Annotated in this window: 26 protein-coding genes and 2 pseudogenes; 10 read left to right on the top strand and 18 right to left on the bottom strand. The window is 53.0% G+C overall.

Annotated features, from left to right (window positions below; translation table 11 throughout):
• Positions 1-17 precede the first annotated feature (17 nt).
• The 3 genes from AC0L7S_RS18970 to AC0L7S_RS18980 form a co-directional block, all read right to left on the bottom strand.
• The gene (locus tag AC0L7S_RS18970; protein ID WP_473472416.1) at positions 18-1229 is read right to left on the bottom strand and encodes an NAD(P)/FAD-dependent oxidoreductase; all 1212 of its coding nucleotides are present in this window, start codon (positions 1227-1229) and stop codon (positions 18-20) included.
• Positions 1230-1370: 141 nt separating this feature from the next.
• Positions 1371-1610 carry a hypothetical protein gene (locus AC0L7S_RS18975; protein ID WP_473472417.1) on the bottom strand — a complete coding sequence of 80 codons (240 nt, stop codon included), beginning with the start codon at positions 1608-1610 and terminating at the stop codon, positions 1371-1373.
• A 191-nt stretch (positions 1611-1801) separates the two neighbouring features.
• On the bottom strand, positions 1802-2107 hold the full coding sequence (locus AC0L7S_RS18980) for a DUF982 domain-containing protein (protein WP_473472418.1): 306 nt from the start codon (positions 2105-2107) through the stop codon (positions 1802-1804).
• A 647-nt stretch (positions 2108-2754) separates the two neighbouring features.
• Here AC0L7S_RS18980 and AC0L7S_RS18985 point away from each other — a divergent pair.
• The gene (locus AC0L7S_RS18985; RefSeq protein WP_473474369.1) at positions 2755-3495 is read left to right on the top strand and encodes a MauE/DoxX family redox-associated membrane protein; all 741 of its coding nucleotides are present in this window, start codon (positions 2755-2757) and stop codon (positions 3493-3495) included.
• Positions 3496-3510: 15 nt separating this feature from the next.
• Positions 3511-4020, top strand: coding sequence for a DUF305 domain-containing protein (locus AC0L7S_RS18990; protein ID WP_473472419.1), 510 nt, complete (start codon positions 3511-3513; stop codon positions 4018-4020).
• A 131-nt stretch (positions 4021-4151) separates the two neighbouring features.
• Here AC0L7S_RS18990 and AC0L7S_RS18995 read toward each other — a convergent pair whose 3' ends face one another.
• Positions 4152-4499, bottom strand: coding sequence for a hypothetical protein (locus AC0L7S_RS18995; protein ID WP_473472420.1), 348 nt, complete (start codon positions 4497-4499; stop codon positions 4152-4154).
• 254 nt (positions 4500-4753) lie between these two features.
• Here AC0L7S_RS18995 and AC0L7S_RS19000 point away from each other — a divergent pair, with 254 nt between their 5' ends.
• The 4 genes and pseudogenes from AC0L7S_RS19000 (at position 4754) to AC0L7S_RS19015 (ending at position 7109) form a co-directional block, all read left to right on the top strand.
• Complete coding sequence (locus AC0L7S_RS19000; RefSeq protein ID WP_473472421.1) at positions 4754-5470, top strand: Crp/Fnr family transcriptional regulator; 717 nt, start codon at positions 4754-4756, stop codon at positions 5468-5470.
• A 67-nt stretch (positions 5471-5537) separates the two neighbouring features.
• A complete protein-coding gene (locus AC0L7S_RS19005) occupies positions 5538-5789 on the top strand; it encodes a DUF6894 family protein (protein WP_473472422.1) in 252 nt (83 codons plus the stop codon).
• 347 nt (positions 5790-6136) lie between these two features.
• Positions 6137-6834, top strand: a pseudogene (locus AC0L7S_RS19010) (DUF899 family protein).
• Between the two features lie 140 nt (positions 6835-6974).
• A complete protein-coding gene (locus tag AC0L7S_RS19015) occupies positions 6975-7109 on the top strand; it encodes a DUF1428 family protein (protein ID WP_473472423.1) in 135 nt (44 codons plus the stop codon).
• 167 nt (positions 7110-7276) lie between these two features.
• Here the strand turns inward: AC0L7S_RS19015 and AC0L7S_RS19020 are convergent.
• The 3 genes and pseudogenes from AC0L7S_RS19020 to AC0L7S_RS19030 form a co-directional block, all read right to left on the bottom strand.
• A pseudogene (locus AC0L7S_RS19020) lies at positions 7277-8634 on the bottom strand (IS5 family transposase).
• A 281-nt stretch (positions 8635-8915) separates the two neighbouring features.
• Positions 8916-9083, bottom strand: a complete 168-nt coding sequence (locus AC0L7S_RS19025; protein ID WP_473472424.1) for a VOC family protein — start codon at positions 9081-9083, stop codon at positions 8916-8918.
• Entirely contained in the window at positions 9080-9331 is a 252-nt protein-coding gene (locus AC0L7S_RS19030; RefSeq protein ID WP_473472425.1) for a VOC family protein, read from the bottom strand. Before AC0L7S_RS19030 ends, AC0L7S_RS19025 begins: the two co-directional genes overlap by 4 nt.
• Positions 9332-9478: 147 nt before the next feature.
• Between AC0L7S_RS19030 and AC0L7S_RS19035 the strand changes: the two genes are divergently transcribed.
• Complete coding sequence (locus AC0L7S_RS19035) at positions 9479-9688, top strand: DUF1059 domain-containing protein (RefSeq protein ID WP_473472426.1); 210 nt, start codon at positions 9479-9481, stop codon at positions 9686-9688.
• Between the two features lie 485 nt (positions 9689-10173).
• Here AC0L7S_RS19035 and AC0L7S_RS19040 read toward each other — a convergent pair whose 3' ends face one another.
• Entirely contained in the window at positions 10174-10788 is a 615-nt protein-coding gene (locus tag AC0L7S_RS19040) for a hypothetical protein (protein WP_473472427.1), read from the bottom strand.
• A gap of 460 nt (positions 10789-11248) precedes the next feature.
• Here AC0L7S_RS19040 and AC0L7S_RS19045 point away from each other — a divergent pair, with 460 nt between their 5' ends.
• Positions 11249-12928: a sensor histidine kinase gene (locus AC0L7S_RS19045; RefSeq protein WP_473472428.1), complete on the top strand. Its 1680-nt coding sequence runs from the start codon at positions 11249-11251 to the stop codon at positions 12926-12928.
• Between the two features lie 157 nt (positions 12929-13085).
• Here the strand turns inward: AC0L7S_RS19045 and AC0L7S_RS19050 are convergent, their stop codons facing one another.
• A complete protein-coding gene (locus tag AC0L7S_RS19050) occupies positions 13086-14048 on the bottom strand; it encodes an SDR family oxidoreductase (RefSeq protein ID WP_473472429.1) in 963 nt (320 codons plus the stop codon).
• An 832-nt stretch (positions 14049-14880) separates the two neighbouring features.
• Between AC0L7S_RS19050 and AC0L7S_RS19055 the strand changes: the two genes are divergently transcribed.
• Complete coding sequence (locus AC0L7S_RS19055) at positions 14881-15453, top strand: DUF421 domain-containing protein (protein ID WP_473472430.1); 573 nt, start codon at positions 14881-14883, stop codon at positions 15451-15453.
• A 282-nt stretch (positions 15454-15735) separates the two neighbouring features.
• The gene (locus tag AC0L7S_RS19060; RefSeq protein ID WP_473472431.1) at positions 15736-16851 is read left to right on the top strand and encodes a cation:proton antiporter; all 1116 of its coding nucleotides are present in this window, start codon (positions 15736-15738) and stop codon (positions 16849-16851) included.
• A 37-nt stretch (positions 16852-16888) separates the two neighbouring features.
• On the opposite strand, the gene AC0L7S_RS19065 is transcribed toward AC0L7S_RS19060, so the two are convergent.
• The 9 genes from AC0L7S_RS19065 to AC0L7S_RS19105 form a co-directional block, all read right to left on the bottom strand.
• Entirely contained in the window at positions 16889-17332 is a 444-nt protein-coding gene (locus AC0L7S_RS19065) for an MgtC/SapB family protein (protein ID WP_473472432.1), read from the bottom strand.
• Positions 17333-17379: 47 nt separating this feature from the next.
• On the bottom strand, positions 17380-18426 hold the full coding sequence (locus AC0L7S_RS19070) for a glutathione synthetase (protein WP_473472433.1): 1047 nt from the start codon (positions 18424-18426) through the stop codon (positions 17380-17382).
• 9 nt (positions 18427-18435) lie between these two features.
• Positions 18436-19545, bottom strand: coding sequence for a flavohemoglobin expression-modulating QEGLA motif protein (locus AC0L7S_RS19075; RefSeq protein ID WP_473472434.1), 1110 nt, complete (start codon positions 19543-19545; stop codon positions 18436-18438).
• Positions 19536-20309, bottom strand: a complete 774-nt coding sequence (locus AC0L7S_RS19080; RefSeq protein WP_473472435.1) for a hypothetical protein — start codon at positions 20307-20309, stop codon at positions 19536-19538. The genes AC0L7S_RS19075 and AC0L7S_RS19080 overlap by 10 nt, the downstream gene beginning before the upstream one ends.
• Positions 20306-21127, bottom strand: a complete 822-nt coding sequence (locus AC0L7S_RS19085; RefSeq protein ID WP_473472436.1) for an N-formylglutamate amidohydrolase — start codon at positions 21125-21127, stop codon at positions 20306-20308. The genes AC0L7S_RS19080 and AC0L7S_RS19085 overlap by 4 nt, the downstream gene beginning before the upstream one ends.
• 117 nt (positions 21128-21244) lie before the next feature.
• The gene (locus AC0L7S_RS19090) at positions 21245-21598 is read right to left on the bottom strand and encodes a PRC-barrel domain-containing protein (protein ID WP_473472437.1); all 354 of its coding nucleotides are present in this window, start codon (positions 21596-21598) and stop codon (positions 21245-21247) included.
• A 169-nt stretch (positions 21599-21767) separates the two neighbouring features.
• Positions 21768-22580 carry a PRC-barrel domain-containing protein gene (locus tag AC0L7S_RS19095; RefSeq protein ID WP_473472438.1) on the bottom strand — a complete coding sequence of 271 codons (813 nt, stop codon included), beginning with the start codon at positions 22578-22580 and terminating at the stop codon, positions 21768-21770.
• A gap of 442 nt (positions 22581-23022) precedes the next feature.
• Positions 23023-23232, bottom strand: coding sequence for a CsbD family protein (locus AC0L7S_RS19100; protein WP_473472439.1), 210 nt, complete (start codon positions 23230-23232; stop codon positions 23023-23025).
• A gap of 295 nt (positions 23233-23527) precedes the next feature.
• A complete protein-coding gene (locus tag AC0L7S_RS19105; protein ID WP_473472440.1) occupies positions 23528-24664 on the bottom strand; it encodes a flavin-containing monooxygenase in 1137 nt (378 codons plus the stop codon).
• Between the last annotated feature and the right edge of the window lie 131 nt (positions 24665-24795).

Consider the following 24795-nt stretch of genomic DNA (forward strand, 5'->3'; position numbering starts at 1 on the left):
CCTTCAGAACGGTTTTCCTAGCGGTCAAAAGCAAACAAACGGGCATCGGCGTCGTGTAACCCGTCAAGTGAAGCAGAGACGATCTCGGAAGCAATCTGTGAGAAGGTTATACCGTTGCCACCATACCCCATCACGACAAAAATACGAGGGTGATGGGGTACTACACCAATATATGGGAGGCCTGTCGAAGTCGTGCCGAAGGAGCCTGTCCAGGCGAATTCGGGGGTCACGTCGAGCCGGGGCATCAGCTTCTTCAATTTCTCCGATATCCGCAACGTCTTTTGCGTGATCAATTCGTCGCGTTTTTTTTCATTGGTGAATTCCTCGTCTTCGCCGCCGCAGATGACACGTCCATCCTCTGTCGCGCGTATATAAAGATACGGGTCCGAAGCCTCCCAGATGAAAGCTGAAGATGGCCAAAGGTTTCCAGCCTGTGGTCGCGTCGCGATGGCCCAGGTCGAGATGATCTGATGAGCTGTCGCGGGAACAATATCGGTTAGTTCGTAGCCGGTCGCCAGCACCAAATGTTTTGCCGTAATTGTCGGGCCGCTGTTTGTGCCAACTATCACCTCATCGCGCGTGTCCTCGAACTTGATGGCCTCCACCGGTGCATATAACCGCGCCTTGCGTTGCTGTGCTATGCGCAGCAGGCTGGCAGTCAGCTTGCATGGGTCAAGCGCCAGATTGTCGTGGCTAAGAATAGCGCCGTCGCGTTCTATTCCAAATTTGTCCTCTAGATGCGTTGCCGTCAGATAGCTGGCCGCAATGCCAGCCTCGCGTCGTGCGTTGGCCTCCGCTCGCAAATCTGAAGGACCAAGATCGGTGCCTGCCAGATAGAGCGACTGCCTGCTTGTGACGTCGCACTCAATGGCAAGTTGTGCAATGCGGCCCCGAAGATTGGTGACGGCTAGGCGTGAGCGTCGCCACGCCTGCTGCGCAGCACCTTTTTCGATCATGCGTGAAAGTGCTTTCAGCGGTTGATCAATTTCGAACTGTACCAGAGCAGTGGTGGCAGGTGTCGAGCCTTTAAGGGGCCCGCGTCTGTCGATGCAGATCACGGAGTGGCCATCTGCGGTTAGGGCTTCGGCCATCATGGCGCCGCTTATGCCCATGCCGACAATCAGCACATCGGCTTTGGCATTACGGGCCAAACTATCAACGGGAACGGTGGGCGCGCGATAAGCAAACCAAACCGGGCGCCCGGTTCTCAAATCAAGTTTGCGGGGCATAAAATGTCTCCACTCAGACCTTGTTAGCGCGCTGGAATGCCCGTCTTAGCGTTCAAAATGCACAGATTGCGTTTTTCTTTTCGACACGAACGCGGCCGCACCGCCGAATTTCTCTCCGCTTCGTTTGGGCCGCAACTACTCTTACGGCTTGTCTGTGGGCAGAGGTGGTTTTCCGGCTTCTCTCGGTACGTCGTTCTTTCTGCCAGCGAATGGGACAAGCAACGGTCCCTTGCTCCTATCGGTTGTGCCAGACGTCTTGGGGATAACCGTCGTTTTGCCGCCGGCTTTTCCTGTCGTTCCCTTGCGCTCTATTTCAGTCCCGGCGGCTTCCGGCTCCCGCACGATGGCATTGGTATTCTTCGGATCTTTGATTTCAGTCATGTGAGAATCTCCTTGGCCAGCCAACGGCGAACACCGATGATGAGTTCCCGAAAGTGCCGATGATTAGCAATACAGAAGCAATATTCCGCAGACCGACTTTCGAGCGGGTTTCTGCAACCGAGTTCGATCACCAAGCTTTCGACTAGGAAGATCGCTTCGTCACTTTCAGCACGGTCCCGATCGGATCATTTTCAAAAACGGCGCGCGACTGGAACCCTCTTGAGGATGCCAGCATCCGACGCAAGCTTGCTAAATGCCATGAGGGCAAATGTGGATTTGCAATGACCTGATAGTGCATCGTTGGCAATACGCACCGCTTCAGCATATTCTGCTGCATCCCTGTTGGGCCAGCGGGGGTCAGCGAGCAATTTCACCGCGTCTGCTACACAAATGACGGAATGGCACGTTCCATTGGGAAAGCGGACAGTAACCGGTGATTTTAGCGTCAACACACAGCTCCGAAATAGAGTCCTGAAATCGATTGGCGTTTCACACACCAATGCGCCAGATGGGTGAAAGTTGCATTCGAATTAGAGAAACTTCGGAGTGGAAGCTTGCCTGCATGAAAATATCAAGCATTTAACGAAAATAACCGATCCAACCGAACGGGTGCTGCTTCAAGGACGAGAGCTGGTGCGAACGCACATCGCCAAGGCCAATTATCCCCCTTGGTGCCTTCGATACATTGCAGATGTGGCTCAGTGCTGGAAAGCCGTGTCATGTAGATCGATCTTAGCTAGCGATCGATGCCGACTCATCAGTGAACACTGCAGCAATGCGCGACATCAACTCAAAGTGGAACAATCACATCGCTGGCGGGTTTTTCACTTATTGAGGCTATGGAACTCAGCATTTGCGGGGATACAGAACGGTCGAAAATAGTTCGATTAAACCGGATCGCTTGGTAGGTTCGAGGCTTTGCGCACATGGTTTTACAAGACCGTTACTGCCTCGCATTCTTCATCAAGTGCAGGCTGCGAAGCGGTGTCAGGGCGAGCTGGATGGGAGATTCTTTTTAGTGTTGCCGCTCATTGTGTCGCCGATGCAATTGCAGTGCGCGATGCTGTCAAGCAGCGGCAAAAGGTTGATCAAGTCGTTGATTTATTCGACCACACCACACGCTAATTCAAGCGGAGATGAGTTGATGAGTGCTAATCCACCCAAAGCAATACTTTATCGAATGGTCATGCCGGAGCATATCTGCCCTTTCGGATTGAAATCGCTCGATTTGCTTAAACGTGAGGGATTTGCCGTCGATGATCGTTGGCTGAAAACGCGCGAAGAAACGGACGCCTTTATGGTTGAGCATAATCTCAAGACGACACCCCAGACTTTCATCAACGGCAATCGCATCGGTGGGTATGACGACCTCCGGCGTTACTTTGGAAAATCTGTCTCCGATCCCGGCACGGTAACATATCAGCCTGTTGTTGCAGTCTTTGCCATGGCAGCGGCGATGGCACTCGGTTTCAGTTGGGTGGCATTCGCAGATCTACTAACTGTCAGAACGGCTGAATGGTTTATTGCTATTTCGATGTGCATCCTGGCGATCCTGAAGCTTCGCGATATCGAGAGCTTCTCCAATATGTTTCTTGGATATGACCTGCTTGCCCAAACGTGGGTGCGCTACGCCTATTTCTATCCTTTTGGTGAGGCTCTTGCGGGCGTCCTGATGATCGCCGGCGCGCTCCTGTGGCTCGCCATTCCCATTGCACTTGTTATTGGCACCATCGGCGCGGTCTCAGTATTCAAGGCCGTCTATATCGACAAGCGCGAGCTTAAATGCGCCTGTGTCGGGGGTGATAGCAATGTGCCATTGGGTTTCATTTCGCTGACCGAGAACCTGATGATGGTCGCCATGGCAATCTGGATGCTCATAAAATAGCAAATGGAGACAAGCATGACCTACGGCCGTTTCGCCGCAATGATAATCACCTCGACCATCGTCATGTTCGGGCTGATGTATCTGAACACCTACGCTCTCGATCACGTCACCTACAGCCAGACAAGGATCTGGATGGCCATATTAATGGGTGCTGTTATGGCCATCATCATGATGGGATTCATGCACTCAATGTATAAGAATAAAACTGTGAACGCAGCTATCATTGCGTTGAGCGTTGTTGTGTTCGCTGTGTCTCTCTGGCTCGTGCGTAGTCAAGAAACTGTCTACGATGTCGGCTATATGAAAGCGATGATTCCACATCATTCGATCGCGATCATGACCAGCGAACGAGCCCACCTCAGAGATCCGCGAGTGAGAAAGCTGGCGGACGGCATTATTGAAGCGCAGGTCAGGGAAATCGATGAGATGAAGTCATTGATCGCAGATTTGCAGGCACATCCAATTCCCGAAAAAGCGCCAGATCTTCCATCCTATCGGGAGCGAGGTGAGCCACCGCCACAATAGGAGCTGTAGATCTGGCTGTGGTTTCTGCGTGTCATGCTCCGTCCGTTCCGAAGCGCCGCGGCGATCACGAACAGGTATAAACAACGATGTGCGCGATTGTCGGCTGCTTGCCGCGCGCTGCCCGGTGTAGGTTACGTCGCAGAATCCTCTGCCTTTGAAACGAGCACTACCTCGGTACTTGTTTCGCGGGAGCGCACAAAGACCGAGGTAGCACGCTTAGGCGGCCGTGAGTGTAATTCAGCTTTATCCCCCTCGTTGGCGTCAAAATGGATATCGAGACCTCTCAGGATGGCATGATCGGAAACGATATCCGCAACTTCACGAAACGTCAGTCCGTCAGTATTGGCAACATCTTGCAAGCGTTCGACCGTGTTTTTGATGGAAAGAGGCCGATCATGCGGCTTGAGGGTCGCGAATATCTCGTTCAACGCAGCGTGAAGTTCCTGACGTAGTGTGGATGGGCGCGCGTAGCTTCCCATGGCAATGACCTCCTCTATGCAAAAGGCCCGGCCCCATGTTCTTCAAGGTTTAGGGTGCGAGCAAAGTTGTTAAAACAAACTTAGATTAACGCCGTTTTTCGCCCAAGGGCGATTTTGTCTGATAGCGTACATTTCTGCAGGTTGTACTTGTTTTGAGCACATTGGTCAGGCAGAGTAGTTTCATCGTTTGCAGACCAACGGGCGCAAACGGCTGAGAGACGCGAATATGGCTCTTGCCCTTTAGGGAGAGAGCCATGCTGGCACCTAGCCAATCATCTATTTCCAATCGTTTGTTGTCATACGCTACAGAGGCCGATTTCCAGTGTCTTGCACCGCATCTTGAACAAATCGATTTGCCGAATAAATTTATGCTGGCAGATGTCGACCAGCCAATTGGTTACGGCTACTTTCTTTCTTCAGGAATCGGTTCAATCGTCGCACAATCACCAGAGGGAAACCGCGTCGAAGCGGGGCTCTTTGGACGCGAGGGCAGTACCCCGCCTACCCTTATTCTCGGCTCTGACATCAGCCCTTATGACATTTTTATGCAAGTCGCTGGCGACGGATATCGCATTGAGCGCGGTCGGCTTGTCGAAATACTGCAAGCAAGACCGACCTTTCAAAGGTTGATGATGCTTTATGTTCAAACACTTTCGACACAAACGGCATTCACTGCTCTCTCTAACGCGACCCACCACGTTGATGAGCGTCTCGCGCGGTGGCTCTTGATGTGCCACGACCGTGTTGATGGCGACGAAATTGCACTCACCCATGAATTTCTGTCACTGATGCTGGCGGTGCGTCGACCGAGCGTGACGACCGCATTGCATGTTTTGGAGGGCAACCATTTCATTCGCGCCGAACGTGGCTATATCACCATAAGAAACAGGCAAGCCCTTGAGGCGTTTGCAGCCGACGCCTATGGCAAGCCCGAGGAAGAATATCAGCGTCTCATTGGATCAATGCGCTAATCTTGATCACTGATTGCTCATCATGAAAAATGTTTGAACCCGATCACCACTTCCCGCGTTGCGTACTATGCCGCGCTATTTCTTCGACATTGACGACAATGGTGAGGTTTACCCAGACGGTGAAGGGACCGATTGCAAAACGCTTGCCGTAGCCAAGAACGAAGCAATTGCATCCTTGGTCGAAAGCCTTGGTGATGCGTTGCCGAATGGAAATCATCATACCACGACCATCAAGGTTCGCGGGGAAAACGGTAATGTGGTTCTTGTTGTTACATTACAATTTGATGTTCGGTTCGAACAAGAAATCTCGGGCGGTTAGAGCTAAATCGCGTGCAAAGGCATTCGCCCACATATTGTGGCACGTTTTTCGACTATGGGGGTTAAGCGGCCACGCACCTCACCTCCAGTCTGTCTAATGTTCGTGAACGAGCGTTGTGAACTTGCACGACAATTCCGTGCACGAACACAGTTACTCAAGCGTCGAAAAACTATTGTCTCGCACGGCGAGGTAATTGTAACAGGCCTCGGCAACCGCCCATCTAACGAACTTCAGATAATTTCTAGGTCCTGGAAGCGCCCTCGTTTGCGCTGGTGACAGGGAACTTAGCTCAAGAAGCAACGTTAAAAAGGTTGATCCATCCGAGTCCGCGAATAGGAGAAGGTCACGTGACAAATGCTCAGACTCTTACGCCAGCGAAAGAGTTGGCGGACAAAAACAACGCCCGTTTTCCCAACGAAACCGACGACTATCGCAAGTCACGTAATGAATTGTTGGCTGAGGAGATCGAACTTCGCCGTCACATCTGGCGTGTCGGCGCGATGCGCCGCTCACTGCCTCCGGGAGGCGAGGTCACAACCGAATATCGTTTTGAAGGCCCGGAAGGTGATGTTGGGCTTGCCGATCTATTCGGCGACAAGGAAACGCTTGTCATTTATAGCATGATGTACGGGCCAAATCGCATGGAGGGCTGCCCAATGTGCACCGCCCTGTTAAGTTCATGGGACCCTGAGGTTCCACATCTGGAGAAGCGCATTGCCTTGGCAGTCGTTGCTCGTTCGCCGTATGAGCGCATCAGGGATTATGCCGACAGCCGCGGCTGGACACACCTAAAACTCTATTGCGACACCGATGGTGAGTACACCAAGGACTTCGCCGGCGAACGCGATGCCGATATGCCAGCTTACGCTGTTTTCCGGCGAGATGGCGAAAGCATTCGCCATTTCTATAGCGCAGAAGGCAACTTCGAAATGGCCGATCCGGGGCAGGATCCTCACAATGCACCGGACATGAACCCGTTATGGATCATTCTCGATACCACCCTGAAGGGCGTGGGATGGACTGGTATCCGAAATTGAACGACTGAAATCGAAATCAAATCAGGGAGTACGACCCATGTATATCAGCCGCTTTCTGCTCCCCGTTTCTACCGTTCGAAAGGAGGACTACCCTAAAAATAGCTGCGGACGTATTCAATGATTACCGCGCGCTTGAGATCATGGAGGCGTGGGGCGAGGATGTGCGCGAAGGGGAGTAACGGATTTTCGCCGCGCCGTCGCCGCCAAAGAGGGCGAGGCGGTAGTATTTTCCTGGATCGTATGGCCGGATCGAGCCACTGCTGATGCGGCGGAAAAAGGATGAAGTCTGATGATCGCATGAAGCCCCTGCCGACGCACCTTTCGACGCCAAGCGCATGATTTTCGGAGGCTTCGCTCCCATTTTCAGCATGGATCGGTAGATTGGGAAGCAAGCACTTTCGGAATCGAACTAGTCGGTCGTGAAGAACGCGAACTTGGCGATTTGTGAGTTTAGTCGAACGCCGGTCGGCTCATTGTGATCGAGGTCTGCGCTCCGACGGGGCCGAGCATTGTCAGGATCAAAGCGCAATAAATCCTCAGCCATGCTAGGAGCAGGCGGATGTTGTGTCCGGCGGCGGCGAGGATGACGTTTATGGCGTCGCCCTGGGCGCCCTTCAGCCAGTGGCGTTCGAGTTTTCCGTCGGCCTTGGTGTGCCCGATGATCGGCTCGACGGCGCTGCGCCGCCTGAGTTCGCGCTTGATGGTTGGCGATGCGATGCCGCGGGTGTTGGACAGGTAAACCTGCGGTGCAGCCAGGCGGTGACCACGATAGCCACGGTCGACATAGGCGCGCTTGACCGTGGCGCCGGTCAGACGTTCGACCTGGGCGATCTGGCTTTGGAGGGTATGGCCATCATAGGGCAAACCAGGGCAGGCTTGGGCGCCGACGATGAACTGTCCGCCCCTGGCGCGGGCGTTGGTGACGGCGAAGGACGCCTTGACCCCGAATTCATAGCGGGTGCGAGCCTTGCCCTTGGCGATGCATTCCACCTCAGGAGCATGCAGGGCATACAGCTTGTTGGCGTCGCCGGCCTTCTGTGCGAGCAGCCGGGCGATCGGCTCAGCGACCGGCCGAAAGGCCACTTCCAGATCCGGCTGACCAGCAATCTTGCGGCCGATGTCACGATAGAGCCGGCCGACAAAGGTGCGCATGCGGCGGACTTCACGCAGCGCCTGCTTGTGGCCCCGGGTGTGGATCAGCCGTGAGACCTCGCGTCGGGCGCGGCTCGCCAGCCGAACGAAGGATTGACGAAACACCAGGCCATGTTGCCTGGCGAAACGGTTCAGCCACTCCACCGCACGCAGCAGCAGGCCACTGTCGGTCGGGTGTGCCACGGCCTTGGTCTGGGCGGTCGCGTATCGATGGTTATGCGTTCAAACTTGCCAGCATCCACCGCTTTGGCCTTCTGGGCTGCCGTGAGGGTCTCGGCCAACAATTCCTCCAGCTTGTCCTGGCCAATCCGGCGCCGCCAGCGCGTCATGGATGAGCGGTCCAGCGGCAGCTGGTGCTGGAAATGGGTTTCGCCGCAGAAGACCTGGAAATAGGGGTTTTAGAGCCACTGGGCGCACACCGCATCGTCGGACAGGCCCTTGGCGTGCTGGAGCAGATGTAGCCCGGCCATCAGCCGTGTCGGCAACCCAGGCCGGCCTTTCTTGTCCACGTAAAGCCCGCCAAACGCCACCTCGAAGCGGTCCAAGTCGATCAGACCGGCCAGCCGAACCAGTTCGTGGCGGCCATCCACAATCGCATCCAGCCGAGAGCGGAACAGGTCCTCGTTGCGAATTTTCGACGGAAGCTTTGGACGCATCGGGCGCTCTCCGGTTTCGATCCGAGGAGAGAATCCCACTTCTCAAACGCCCAAAAACCTCAAATCCGGGCGCCCGACGAAAACACAAGCTTTTGCGCACCAAAGTCCAAATCCCTTGTGAAATAGAATACTTGAAACCGTCGAAAACCCCAATCCGCGCAAGCAGTTGCGAGTTTTTCACGACCGACGAACTATTCAGAGAAATTTTTCGCGACAGTACAATGGCCGAGGCCGAGCTAATGCTGTCACTACACGAATTTTACGCTCGTCAAAAGCTGTCGTTACTGGTCCGCCCAAGGGTCATAGCTTCCAAAGCTCCAGACATTTCCTTCAGGATCGCGCGCTGAGTAGCCGCGCCCACCATAGTCTTCATCGTTCGGTCCGAGAATGATTTCTGCGCCTGCAGATCGCGCCCGTTCCGCATGGGCGTCCACATCTTCAACAATCATAGGCCAATAGTCGGTCCTCCGACTTCAGTGACCGTCTTCATCTGAGCCACGCGAGCATATTCAGTGTCGTACGTGCTGGAGACCATAACCATGCGATCGGCCCACACCAGTTGCGCGTGCTGAACTATCTTTGGATCGGCTTCGCTCAGATAGACGGCGCGTTGTTCAAATCCGAATGCCGCACATAGAAACTCAATCGCCGCCAGCGCGTCAGCATAACGAAGGTTGGGAATGATCTCGTGGCGCATGGCAGATGTCTCCTTTTCTCGTCTTATCAACGAACGTCTGTCTACAACGTCCGGTTCCAAGTCGCCATGTCGGTCGCATCACGCCTGTAACCAATAGGTGAGTAATTTCGTTCGAACTGACGGGATACCCTAAAAGAGAGATACGTGATGAAGACCCTGACCTGCATAGAACTTGGCGGAAAATGCGATCACAAGCTTTCGGCCGAAACGTGGGACGAAATGGTCAAGAAGATGACCGCGCATGTAATGGACAAACACCCCGACGTTGCCGAAAAGATGAAGAAAATGCACGAGGAAGACCCAAAAAAATGGGCACGCGAGATCAAGCCAAGGTGGGATGCCGCACCGGAAACATAAAGTATCCGGCGTCTGTGCCCATATCGCCAAAATGATGTTGTGATGGGGTGTTTTGGTCTCGTTACGATCAAGAGAGATCGAATATGAGACCGAAGCGTTTGAACGCCACGAAGCCTGCAGAACAGGTAGTAAAAGACATCCGTCGTGCGACGCGCAAAACAACACCTGATCGAAAGAGAGTCTATGGGAGCGAACTTTGCCGTTAATTTCGATTTCCTTTCGACAACGATATTTATGGAACCGGAAGTTCGCGGCTGCGTTGCAACTGAGTTGTGTGCCGACCCCATCTTTTTCCCAAGCCCTTCGGCAGACAATAGAAGGCGGATCCTCCCCGGGATCCGCCTTTGGCCATTTGCATAGAATGCATAGCTGGTGCAATTCTGAGCATCCTTGCGAGCATGGACACTCAGCTACTATTGGATAGCTCGCCTATTCGCCGTTATCGACAGTCGCATTGCGACCGTGACATTGACACTGCTCGGTCGCTAGCGCCTGCGCAGCATAACCGGTACAACTTCGTGGAAGCTGGTTCCTTTATCGCGGTGTTCGCCTCCGATGATTGCGGCAAACCATGCAGCTGCAGCACCAAGTGCAGAACCTGCCGCCGTCGCGAAACTAAATATCGCCGTGACGTTAGCCGACAGACGAACCGTTGCATCACTGAGTTTCGTATCTACCGCATTTATTAAATCGGCGCCGCCCCCACTGGCGGTAATGGCAACGAAAAATGCCACGCCGAGCGTTGCGAGGGCCCATACAGCAATGCCGTGTATGCCATCGCGAAATTCACTCTCACCTTCGTTTCCGTCGCCCCAGCGCGTACGCATGCGACCGGCAACATAACTGCCGGCAGTGGCGCTAGTGATGGCGACCACAACTACCCACAACCCAGCCACCAGCACGTTCCAAGACGCGCTGCCGTCGGAAAGGGTAGCGGATCCAAGCGCCAAGCCGGCACTTGACCCGAACTGCAAGAGGACGACGGAAATAGCGCAGGCGATGATGCCGCCGCCAAAAATGCCACCCCATTCGAGATAGGACGATCCGGTCGGATTTGCCGGGGCGAGTGAAACGTTTCCAGTAGGGCTTTTTTCGACCATGGATTTACCGCAATCCAAGAAGTGACAAGATGAACAATACGACCACAACGAGGCCCACGAGGTAAATGATTCCGTTCACGACGATCTCCCTTTGATTGTCTGACAGTCAGGTAACGTATTCGTGACGCTTTGGTTGCAAAGCGCGTCCAGAAGGCAATCAGATTTTTCGATAGTTACCGTGTCGTATTGGGTTCAGATCCAACGTCTTGACACGATTAAAGACCTCCCCGAAATGGCCAACTGGGGCGGGAAAGGATTACATCGGCTCGCTCGACCTCCAAATTGTCTCCGGCAGCAATCAGCTTCGTCTGCAAAGCTCCATCGAGGACAGCAACTTTTTTGAGATTATCGACAAAATTTTACTGCCGAAACGGGCTGCCAAACACATGAAAGACATTGAATTTCCAAAGAATGTCTGCTCGATTGGATGGTTGAAATAAAGGCAAACAGGACGATGGCAATGCGTTCGCGGCGTCCCAAATCGATCGGCGTCTATTTGTTTGGGATGGCAGCGGCAATTATCCTGCCATTGCTTGTATTCGTTACTGTCTTGCTGGTTCAAATAGAACGTAACGAGAAAGAAGCTTCGCTTCGGCGAACCAACCGCGAGGCGCTTGGTTTGGCTAGTTCGATTAGCAGGCAAATTCAGGATACCAAAACTACCTTGCGCTTATTGGCAACATCGCCTGATTTGAAAGTCGGCGACCTCAAAACTTTCTACAGTAGAACCCAAGCAGCTCTGAACTCCAGCTCGATGTTCGTGCTCGTGGTTCGTGCCGATGGCCAACAACTGTTTAACACCAGAGTGCCGTTTGGAACGTCTCTCGGAAAAATTACCAATCCAGAGTCAATCCAGTCTGTTTTACGTTCAGGGCAAATTGAGGTTTCTGAGGCTTTCTTTGGCCAGACCAGTGGCAAATGGGTTTTCAATGTCACGATGCCCCTCGAGGATAAAAATCCTTCGGGTGCGGCGGCACTCATTATCACGCACAATGCGACAGACATTGCCCGCTCGATTGGTAAAATCGCGCCTGAAGCGTCGGTAGTCCTGATTGATGATTACAGCCGCATATTGATAGCTGTGGGAAAAGCCGATGGCAAAGTCGGTGAGGTCTATGCATCTTCGCCGCCTTCAGCATTTGGATCCTCCAGTGGGGTGTTCGAGGAGGGATCAAATACTGTGGCCTACGCCCGCCCACTGGAAACGCAATGGCGGCTTATCTTGTGGAGGCCGACAATCGCAACCACAACCGTCCTGAGTGACTGGTGGATGCTTTTGCTTGCCGGCCTAGCTCTTATTGGTCTCACGTTGTGCGCTGCGTTCGTTCTAAGTCGGGAATTGCGCAAATCGATCAAGGGCATCTCCGAGATGGCAGAGCAATTGGGTCTTGGCGAAGTCGTCGCGCCGATCGCGACGCCGATCGTTGAGGTCAATCGAGTCGGAGTCGCACTGACTGAAGCTTCCTATGAGAGAAGCGAGGCCGAGAACAGACTGTGGCACACAATGCGCGAAGCCGTTCATCGCACGAAAAATATGATCAGCGTGGTGCAGGCTATGATGCGTCAGACGGCTCGGCACAGTTCGTCGGCTGAGGAATTTCGATCAAAAATGCAGGGTCGATTGGCGGGGCTTGCTCACACTGTCGACCTGTTGACAGCAGAGAAATGGACCGGAACTTCAATACGCCAACTAGCGCAATCTCATCTCGATACATTTTCCGCAGAAAATGGTCGGATCACCATTATTGGTGATGACTTCACCGTAAGGCCGGAGGTTGTTCAGGCGCTCGGTATGGCGCTGCATGAATTGGCGACCAACGCCGTCAAATATGGAGCCTTATCTGGCCCACAAGGGGCCGTTGTCTTTAGCTGGGAGGCAAACCGCTCCGATAGTAGCGAGATCATCTTTCGCTGGATTGAAAAAGATGGCCCTTTGATTGTGTCCCCCGAGATAACTGGTTTCGGCACTGCGCTTCTTGATGGATTTGTCGCTGCGGCTGTGAACGGTCGCGTCCATTTGGACTATCTGTCCTCAGGATTTGTAAGGCAGCTTACTGCCCCAAAAAGTGCTGTCGAGGCGGACCGCGACAAGCATTTCCCACCAAAGATCAAAAAACATGCTGATCTTGGAGAAGGCTAAAGCCCTCTTTGCGCGACCACCAAAATCCGGCATCCTAGCGGTAACAGCTGCCGTCAACATTTTCGCCTGCTCATGTGGTCTTAACTATCTGGGGTGCTGGAATTTCGATCACCGGCAAGTTTTATCACTGGTATTCAAGAATAAATGATAGAAAATTTTAATACCCGCCTATCACGGGAATGACTTCACCGGTGATGTAACTTGAGCAATGCGGCGACGCCAAGAACACATAGGCGGGCGCAATCTCCTCTGGTTGGGCCGGTCGCTTCATGGGTGTGTCTCCACCGAACCTGGTAACATCTTCGGCTTCCTTGTCTGATGGGTTTAGGGGCGTCCACACGGGCCCCGGCGCAACAGCGTTTACACGAATGTCTTTATTGACGAGGCTGCCCGCCAATGCTCTTGTGAAGGCATGGATCCCGCCCTTGGTCATTGAATAGTCAACCAGCCGCGCTGATCCATTGATGCCGGTTACCGAACCCGTGTTGACGATAGCGGAGCCGGATTCCATGAATGGAACCGCTTCCTGCGCCATATTGAAATAGCCATAAAGATTAGTCTTCACTGTAATGTCGAAATGTTCTTCGCTTAGGTCGGCGAAGTCCTCTGCATGATATTGAAAGGCTGAGTTGTTGACCAGCACATCTAGTCTGCCCAACTGCTTAACCGTCTCGTGAATGGCGCGGCGGCAGTCATCCCGCTTGCTGACATCGGCTTTTATGACAAGTGCGCGTCTCCCTTCGGCTTCAACAGCCTCTTGCGACTCATGAGCATCTCCATCCTCCGACAAATAGACAATTGCCACATCTGCTCCTTCGCGAGCGTACAAAACGGCGACAGATCTACCGATTCCGGAATCCCCTCCTGTTACAATGGCAACCTTTCCGTCAAGTTTTTTGGAGCCAACATAATACGGTGCATCAAAAAGCGGTGACGGTTCGATTTGGGATTCGATTCCAGGTTTTTGGTGATGTTGCTTTGGGAACGGAGGTTCGGGATAGATACGAGCGCCCGCTTGCATGGCACAATCGGTCCTTGTTGAGCTTGTCTTCCCGTCTTTCTTGTCAATCCGGGCTTGAATCTCCCGATGTTGTTCGACAACGTCAGTGTTTTCGGCCATGTTGATCGTTCCTCCAAATTGCGGCAGGTCGGGTGGGACAAGAGCTCGTCTGCCATTTCGTTGGCCAAAGCGAGAAGCCGGAAAAATCTGCTCTGTTCTCTTTACCACCGGGTCCGGCTGACGCGACCCGCGTAAGGCAACGGCTTGCCTAACAACATGTTCCCGCAAATTGTTGCGAATCATTTTCCACGGTTACGACAAGTCGCATCTGGAATTATGTGTTCGGGGGCATTGCCGATTTGGCCACGACCAAGATTTCCCAAACTGGTGAAGAGCTACTTCTGTGCTTCAACCGCCTGCGTAACTGAACTGCGTTATATATCTCTACATCACTGGTGCTTTGACCGCCCGATCGTTGATGCAGCAGTCGGAAAAACATTGTCGAAATCAATGCTGATTGTGTCCACGTAAGTTTTGGCCAATGGGGCAGCCTCAGGAAACTCCGGAGGCGAAGCGTTGCCGGTGGTGTCAACATCGTAAGCGGTGGTTGACAGAACTAGTCCCGCCGTGATGAGCGCGCCGGCTGTGAAGTTAAGCCGGAAGGTGCCTTTTTTCGGTTTTCCGCGCTGCTTGGTAATGACCGCAATAGGCGCTCGGAACAAAATAAAACTAGCTACAACGACTACAACGATCTGTAAGAACACGATGGCGGAGAGATTTTGACTTGGGTATTTTCATCATGAGAAATGGGAATCTTGTTTATCATTCCCCAAGGCCACGGACGGTCACCTATTCGGAATGACTACGAAAAACACTAACCAATGGAACATCAGTTATACCGCTTCGTTCGTTTGGTATAGCAACAGCGCGACGTAGAGATAGAAAGAATTTGATGTCGGACCCGGTAATCCCCTTCGATTTGGCGCGTATGTTCGTCGGAGATCAGCCTCCACTGTTTTTTGCTGAAATTGTATTTCGAACGGTAGTAATTTACGGTTACGCGTTTTTATTGGTGCGCTGGGTTGGGGGCCGAAGCATCGCTCAGCTTTCCGTGGTGGAATTCATTCTTGTAATCGCGCTGGGATCGGCTGTCGGCGATCCGTTGTTTTACCCCGACGTGCCGATCCTCCACGCTATGACCGTTATTACTGTAGTGGTGCTGCTCAACAAAGGCTTAGACAGTTTGATCTTCAAGTTTACGTCTGTCCAACAGGCTATCGACGGCATACCGCTCCTGATTGTGAAAGACGGGGTGTTGCTGACCGACAATGCTGCGGCGCGCAAATTGGGAAAGGCTGAAATTTATGAACAGCTGCGCTTGGCTGGAGTTGAAAATCTTGGTGAAGTCGCCAACGCATATCTGGAATCAAATGGACGAATTAGCGTGTTCAAAACTGATACTCCAGTAAAGTACATACAGATCGTTCCCCCACCCGAGAGCGAACCACGCACAGACCGTCGATAGCGACTCCCAGCTTTATATCTGAAAACGTATTGGAATGAGTTTTTGGGTCTGCGGTTTATGATTACGGTTCGTTGCAATTTTGCTGGAGAGGCTTTGAAATCCGTTGGAGTTCCGGACAATTTTTTACTGTACGAAAATGAGGTCGGCTCAAACTTGCAAAATGATGCGTTTTTTTCATTAGAGTCCTATCATGTTGCTCTTGCTGTCGTTGGGGCGATCGTGATCCTCGCGCGATGGTTCCCTCGACTGATTTCCAATCGAGAACCGGTGGCCGCGCCTTTGATGATCATATTTGGCGCGGGCGCTGCGATGTTCTTGCCCAACCTGCCGATATTGCCAGACCCGCGCCAGACCCCCTTGCCGTGGGAATTGGTAAGCGAACTGACGGTCATAGTGGCTCTATTCGGCGCCGGCATGCGCATAGATAATCTGCGCCCTTGGAAACGGTGGAAGCCTACCTTTCGGATGCTGGTTATCGCCATGCCGCTGACTATTTTGGCCGTTGCGTTACTGGGTGTCGGACTGGCGGGCTTGACGGTGGCCGGAGCGATCCTTTTGGGAGCCGTGCTCGCCCCTACCGATCCGGTATTGGCAGCCGATGTTCAGGTAGGCCCGCCGCAGGAGGGAAAAGAGCATCCCGTGCGCTTTGCCCTGACGACCGAAGCGGGTTTGAATGATGGGCTTGCGTTCCCATTCGTCTATCTGGGTCTGATCGTGGCTGCGCAAGGTTTGAATCCCGGCGCATGGGCGCTGGATTGGATTGTCAGGGATGTCCTGTATCGTATTGCTTTGGGTACCGTTATGGGATGGGCAGGTGGCAGGGCCTTGGGCTACATCCTGTTCACCGTGCCCAAAGGTTCAATCCTGGCTGAAACAGGGTCTGGCGTTATTGCCCTTGCCGGGGTGTTACTTTGCTACGGCTCGACTGAACTGGTTGAGGGATATGGTTTCATTGCCGTCGCAGTCCTCGGCCTCACGTTGAGACGGGTTGAAGTTGACCACCATTTTCACCGCCGGCTACACGATTTTTCAGAATCTATTGAACACGCCCTGACAGCCGTGTTGCTTGTGGCCATCGGCAGTGTTCTTCCGATACTTTTTGTCGATCTGACATGGACGCATGTCTTCATTGCCGTAGCGCTGATAATGGTGGTTCGTCCAATTTCGGGGTGGGTCGCTCTACTCAAGACCGACCTGAGCCAACGCGACAGAGCTGTGGTTTCCGTCTATGGCGTGCGAGGGATCGGATCCATCTATTACCTGTGCTATGCGGGCGGCCACATGGAATTCGCGAACGAGAGCCAGCTTTGGTCGCTTGTCGGCCTCGTCATATTGATTTCGACGGTCTTGCATGGTTTCAGCGTAGGCTGGGCAATGGAAAAACTGAACAAGGAATAAGTCACGACGCAGTCGGCTGATTTTGACCTGATTACCTTCACTCGTCGCTCCCATGCGTGCCTGCCTGTTGTTCCAGCTTTCGCACGAGCGCGACAATGATCAGCGTCAAGACGACCGTGAGGCCAGCGATGGTCCATTCACCCAAGCCACAAGCGACACCTACGGCCGCGGCAACCCACATGCTGGCACCCGTCGTCAGCCCACGCACTTTTCCTTGGGAAAATACGATCAGACCTGCTGCAAGGAAAGCAACACCACCCGTGACAGCTTCAATGATTCGCAGGGGATCCATCCTCACAGTTTCGCCGAATTCGGTCGCTCGGGACAAAAGTGCGAGGGTCAGAAGACAGTAGATGCAAGCAGCAAGACCGATCAACATGTGTGTGCGCAAACCGGCCGGACGTTGCGCCGCCTCACGCTCCAGCCCAATGAGGCCGCAAAATACAACTGTCGCAAGCGTGCGTGCTACAATTACGCTCACAGGCAAGCTCGGCTCCCGCCCGAATTCTGTAATCAGATCGCCCCACATCAGAGCACGGCCAGTTCTCGGTTCGAAAGAGTGCCCTGGCTGCCTGCGCGCATCGCAAGTTTCTTTTCCAGCGATTTGATGACCGTCTCTGAAAAATCGATGCCTTGCATGTCGCAAATGCTCCACATGCCACCCGGTGTGAACACATTGATCTCTAGAATTTTGTCGCCGACGATATCCAAGCCGACCATGAAGAGCCCGTCGTGAATGAGCTTGGGTCGAACCAGTTCCGTCACTGCAAGAATCTCATCAGTCACCTCGACTTTCACCGCAGTGCCCTTAGCGTGCATATTGGAACGTACATCCCCCTTAGCGGGCACACGTCGCAATGCTGCGTAGTTCCCATCGCTTTCCAGCGGTATTCCGTTCATCACAAATACCCGAACATCGCCATCTTTGGCCTCTGGCATGAAGCCTTGCGCAATCATGTAACCCTCTTCGCTTACGGCCTCGAATATCTGATTGATGTTTGCATCATCGGGACCGTCAATCTTAAACACATTCTTGCCGCCCGACCCCTGCAACGGCTTGATAATGACCCCCTTCGGCTGAGTACCAATGAAATCGCGGATTTCTTCGAGGTTTTTCGAAATCAGCGAGGCAGGACGTGCGGCTTTGGGAAATCCTTGCAGGTATAGTTTGTTCTGGGCGAGTGCCAGTCCGTCTGGATCATTGACCACCAAAACACCTCGGTCCGCCGCAAGTCGACCGAACATGGGGCCAGCGTGCGCGGCCCACGGATGTTTTTCGGTATCCTGGGACGGGTCGTTGCGCAGCATGAGGATATCGATTTCCGTCACATCGATTGTTTCGCGTCTGGTTTCATCTGACTGTAACGCCTTGTGAAGTGTCTCAACTTTCTGAAACGTTTTGTCAGGCAGGTTCAACACGCTGACATGGAGCGTATCGTCGGCCCGCAATACAAAATCCCCAGGCGTAATGTAACAAACCTCGTGCCCGCGGGTGCGAGCGGCCAACGCGAAAACTGTTGTTGTGTAACGGGGATATTCATCCTTGATGGCATTGACGAAAAAAGCGATGCGCATGGGTTTGTCCTAACCTGATATAAGGTCGGCAGGCGTCATGCCTGCACGAGCTGCAGCAAGACGCTTTTCTGCACAAATGCCTTTGAGAAATGCGGGAGTGATCGGCGGCCTTTTGAGCAATCCGCGTGTTGCAAGTTCATAAATCATTGGAAACTGGGCTTTCGAGAATTTTCCGAGCCAGAATGGATCGAGCGATTTTCCCGCGCCAACATGTTGCAGAACGTCGCGCAGGCCGCGCAGATAAATAGCATCTTTTGCCAAGCCACCAGAGCGATAGAGCCGCACAGTTAGGTTGAACGCGGCACCGGCGGAAAATCCGTGTTCCCGCGTTAACATCCGATAGGTTTCAATGAAACTCGCCCCTTCCAACATGGCCGCACAACCGACGACCCGCGCCGCTAGAAGTCGCAAACGGCCCGTTGTAAGCCCACCGGAAAGATATTCCGCGAATACTGCCAATCCTTCCTGTGTTCCTTCATAGCCCGCAAGACCCGTACCGAAAATTTTCAATCCTTGTGCGTCACCCGCAAAATGCGTCATGAGATGAACCCCTATTTCATGGCTGAGTAACGCATGGACTCGACCACGTGTCATGCGGGTGCTGCGCGATATCATCAGGCATCGCCCCGATACCATCATACCTGCCGGCAAATCATCGCGAATTACGATCTCAGCTTCAAACCCCGTATATTCTGCTCGATAAGCCGCAACCATCCGACTGGCCGCTTCCTTCAATTCGTAGCAATCAACGTGACCGTCGAGACCGCCTTCTCCCTTCAACGCAGTTCCCTGAGGCACAGGAAGCGAAAGGATATCCTCCCCAAGACGTAAAAGCTCCGCTTCGACAGGGCCGTACAGAAGCCTAGTGGCCTCTCTGAACCGTGGCGTGCCTCTCATGTTGATTGCGGTCAGTTGGAGATCAAGTTCCTGCTGTTTTTCACGGTATATTTCGTAGAGGACCGGATCTTCCAGATTTTCGAAAGCTAGGGCGTGAAGAGCTTTTTTCTCAGTGTCCACGTCGACCGTAAGTGGACGATAGAGGAAGTTTGGCGCACGTTCCCGCTCGTGCTCGTTGAATTCTTCCCACGCTGCCGCAGTGTTGATCGGCGTTATCGCCATGAGAAAATCAAAGAGGCGCAAACCCGATCGATCTGCTTGTCCAGCTTTTTTACGGTGTCCACAAATGAACGGCGACCCAGAGCACGGTGCGACAACAGCTCAACTGCCCCGTTGGCCTTGGAAAATGCGGCAGCGCCGTGAAGAAGCGCGTCGTATATATTGGCAACCACGCGTTCGCGCAGATCGGGATAGACCGCGTCGCCGTCGGGTTGTTTGTAGATGGGCGCGAAACGCATTGAGAGCAGTCCGATCGACGGATCAAGGCCATCGAGCATCGTATCGTCACTTCTTTGCGTAATGGCTGTAGAAAGAACTGGGGAGCGATATTTGACCGCGACAGCCTCGATCGCTTTGACCGTCGCGTTCATTGCCGCCTGTGTGTCTGCTCGCGGTACGGTCCGTAGCTCGATATCGAAGTCGGGCAAATAGGGGCTGTCGTCGGTGAGATGTCTGTCCTGAACGAATTCGGACACGACAATCATCAGAAACGCCCCGAACCGGTCGATCATTTCACGACTTAGCTTGTTCAGAGTACTGATGTCTGCGGCAAGGTTCGGAGAAACAAGGTAACACGCATTTGACGTTGTAATATCATGGGCGGCCTGTCGAACTTCACCTTGTTCCTGATACACGACGATGAAGGGAAGTGGGCGATCGATGTGCAGCCGCGCACCTGACCGCAGCGTTTCGCGAATTGGTTTTGCTGTTGCCAGAGACGATATGATCGCCCCGATTGTCCGGGTTTTCCGTGCGGCCGTGTTCATGTCGTATCTTCAACGATGGCCTCAAGCAACGGCAAGCTTGATCGGATCATGCTCCGCATCGCGACAAGCGCCTCGCGGTCAGGTTTTCCGGTCCATTCGTCCATGAAGAATTTCTTGAACTCGATCGCTATGGCGCAGCCGGTGTCAGGAAACATGGAATGGATAAACCGGGTTTGCTCCCCTTTGCCCTGAAACGCCACGTTTTCTCGCACATCCATCTTTTGCCCACGAAGCTCACATTCTCCCAGCCTCTCAATGAAGGGATCAACGACATGAGCCCATTTCTCTCTGTTCATTGAATGCGTGCCGATGTTGATTTCCGGCATGGCGTCCGGATCGCTTGCGGGAGTGTCAGGTCCATCGCGACGGTGATTGTAGCTATGGATGTCCAGCACTACAAAACGACCGTATTGCTCTTCGAGTTCGCGCAGCATCGTCTTGAGCATAATATAGTAGTGATCGTGCATCTGAAGCGATTGTCCGATCATTTCATCTGATGGTTCGTCCTCCCATACCTCAAGCCCCCACGATTGTTCAGGCGACAGGTACACTGCCTGGTCACGTGCTCGATTGAGATCTACAGCAAAGCGGGATCTATGAAAGGCAACGCGATTTGGGAGATCACGGATTATGAATTCGGTGAAGGGATCTTCCTCGCGTAACCGTTCATCTTCTGGAAGGACCATCTGGCTTTCCAGATCGTACCTCACTTCATGCCCATTGTGGATCGCGGTGCCAAGAACGGGAGAAGCTCCCCGGTGAACGGTGAACCAGTCCCGGTCAGTCGTCTTAAGAAAAATCCCCTGTTCCTTGGGCATGTGATGATCCCATAGAATTCTTCAGTTTCAGGTCGGGACGGAAGTTCAATTTGTTTAACAGCTTCACAAACAGATTGCGGTCCCGTTCGGGGCCGCAATCAATTTAACGATGACTTGTCAAAGCCAGTAATTTTGAACCCCGTAGTGTTCATGGGTCCGGCGTTCCCAATCGCGATCCGCATACCAGTTGTCGTTGCGCTCCGGCGCGCCTTTGACTTCTTGCTCTGTGATGTCGGTCGTGAAGCCATCCTTACTGGTGTCATATTGAAGCTTGCTCCAGGGAACCGGGTGATGGTCCTCGCCAATCCCGAGAAAACCGCCAAAGCCCATCACCGCATAAGCAACTTTGCCAGATTGCTTGTCGATCATAAGGTGGTCGATCGACCCAATGTGCGACCCTTCGCGGCTGTAAACCTCAGTCCCGTTCACATCGGATGATGAAACAAGGCGTGCGTGTGTTGAAGTGTTCATGTTGATTTCCTCCTTTGCTTGAGAGAATAACCAGTTCAAGAACCATCGGTTCCCGACGAGTCGGCAAACCTCCACTGAAGCGATTCATTGAACTGGTGCTCCACACATCTCACGTTTCTGCAGAACGCTGTTGCGGCCCGAGGTTCACGGCCTCGGGCCACATGGATTTTCATTTGTCTTCGTATTCGGGCTGAGCCTTCAATGTCTCTTCGGTAGAGTCGATATAAACGCGAACATCATCACCCTTTTCGTTTCTCATGATATTGAGTTGATCGAGGCCAACAGCGATTTGATGCTCTCCCATCCCGAGAAACCCGCCGATGTTCATAACGAGTTGTTTGACTGAGCCATCGGCGTTCAGAACCAGCTTGTCGACTTCACCGATATCTTCATCCTTTGGCCCGTAGACATGCGCTCCGGTGAGATTTTCAGATGTCAAATCCGTCATTTCGGTTGCACGATAACCTTCGCGCGTTACATCTGGCCGAACCAGTGTCGTTTCACCTGATGGTGAGGCAGGGGTCGTCACATTCGTCGAGTTGTCAGCCATCGCTGTCGGAGCAACATAGGCTGGTGCATCGGTTAACATCTGCTTGTTTGCGTTGACCACCAGGAAATAATCGTCGGCATTGTCGCCATCCCTGACGAACTTGATATCTTTCATGGGAATGGCGACATCTTTTTCCCCTATTCCCAGAAAACCACCGACGCCAAGCACAACAGCTTTGACTTCACCCTGACGGCTTAGGATAACCTCATTGACTTCGCCAATGTCATCCCATCCCTTTTCTGCACCTGGCTTCACGACGGCATCTGCTGTCATATCTTTTTCAGTCGCGTAAAGACGCATCCCAATGAACTTCGACGCCAAGATGTCGGTCGGCTGCTGTTGATACATCGCCATCGGTGCCATATTGGCTGCAAAGGCGTTGCCGCCAAGCAGGACGATAGTAAGTGCTGTGGTTGCCAGAAACTTGTTCATAGATATCTCCTTGAGATTGCCCGATCGCGCCTGATGCAACGGAGATTTCATGCACCGCGATATTCACTTTTGGAAGAAGTCTGAAGTGAACGAGCTGGATCAACTCCGCTCGACCTTAACTTCAAACACCACCAGATGTTCCACTGAATGTGTCGTCACCAGAATATTTGGCGCTGACTTGTGCGTAAAAACAGCAGAGTGTCGGCCTTGTCAGTTGATAAGTTTTTTGCAGCGAGCTAGCGATGCTGCAAATGGCGTCTTTCGATGGTCTGTCGTTTGATGTCTTCCGACACAACCTTGTAAGTGGCGGTGCGAGGAGGTTGATTTTCCGCAAAGCATTATGAGGGCAATCCAAAACCCCCGATCCGTCCAACAATTATTCCAAAAGAAAACCCGCTGACTATATGGCCAGCGGGCTTTCTTTGCTAACTTCTATCGGAATTCAGTCCGGCCATCGCTGGGTTCCGTACCAAGCGTCAACATCCTGCTTTACGCGATCCTTTTCGAGGCCGTAACGCTCTTGAATCTTGCCTTCCAGCTGATCTCGTTTGCCAGCAATCACATCCAGATCATCGTCGGTGAGTTTGCCCCACTGTTCTTTGACATTACCTTTCATCTGCTTCCAGTTTCCTTCGACGCGGTTCCAGTCCATGGTGTTCTCCATAAGGCGGGGATCGCCTGTCGTGTAAACGCGCGAGCCGCCTTTTTGTTCTCACAATGATACGAAATTGTGCAAAATCGTTAGATGCTGCCGCATGCCCACCGAGCTCGCCCTCTCTGTCGGAAACCAAATCGGAAAATCTAATAGTGGCAACCGGATAGCCCGCTTCGTCGTATACTTTGGGGTGCCGATCGTTGGTCCGCTCCCTGGACCAATCTCGTCCGTCACAGCCTCCCTTTTGAACATCCAGCCGCTGAGTATATCCGGTCAATTGCTTGCGGGTCGCTCACTTGCTATGCGCGATTTTCCGTGTGATTGCATTTGCATGGACTCGGGCAATGGCAAAATAGCCTTCAATGCCGGGGCGCATTCCGATAAACCACAATCCCGGCAAATTCGGGTTCGTTTCATGTCCGTTAAAAAGTGGCACACCTTTGCTGTCCAGGACGCCCAATTTGCCAAGCATTTCATTCAGCCCGGTGCTGTAGCCGGTCGCTGCAATGACTATGTCTGGATCAATCGACGTTCCGTCGGCCATGAACACACGATCGCGCTCAAATCTCTCCACTCCGGTGACGACGACGATTTTACCTGCCTTGATCGCTTGGATCGCACCATCGTCGGTCGCGATTGCGATATGGTCGGTATCTAGACGGCTCGCGCCACCAGAGGGTGCTGGCGGCAATCCGAATTTGGTCAAGTCGCCAAAAGCAAGTCGTTGTGTGATTGCTATAAATGCGTCCGCAACCTTTAGTGGCAGCGGGGCCAGAAACGTTGAAAGCCGTTGGATTGCGACCTTGCTTATTCGCTTGGGCAGAATGGACGGTCCGTTTCGCGCCGATAGCCAGATATTTGCGGTTTTTGCGCCTGCCAGATGATTAAGGACATCGAACCCAGAATTCCCAGCGCCGACGACCAAAATCTTTTGTCCTTCATAGGCATTCCTGTCCGCAAAATCTGCCGAATGAATGATCTGGCCGACAAAATTCTGAATACCTGGCCAAGGAGGAATGAACGGTTTCTGGTCGCGTCCCGTTGCAATGATTACATGGCGCGCTAGATGGACGCCAACATTGCTACGTACTACCCAGTGGCTGCCATTGAAAATGACTTCTTCGACGGAAACGCCAAATTGAACAGGCAGTTGGTATTTGTCCTTGAATTGTTCGATATGGCTGATTACCGCATTACGATGCGGAAAGGCAGGAGTCCCTTTCGGATAGTCGACGCCAGGAAGCGCCGATAGATTGCGATGGGTATTGAGAGAAAGGTTCTTGTGCCGCCGCCGCCAAGGTTCTGCGACTCGGGACTCTTTTTCAAGGATGACTGTGGGCACGCCAGCCTTCAACAGCGTGTGGCCAACGGTTAAGCCTGCCAAACCAGCGCCAATCACGACCACCTTTTCACTCTGCTTGTCGGTCATGCTCTCAATTCCCGTTTCACATCAATGTAGATTCTCAACGATTGTGGTCAATCTCACACAGATGTGCCTATGATCGACGTCAAATGCGCCAAAGCGGCCTGTGCAGGCTTGCGATAACCGAAATTGATCCC

The sequence above is a fragment of the Mesorhizobium sp. G2-6-1 genome (assembly GCF_055809095.1).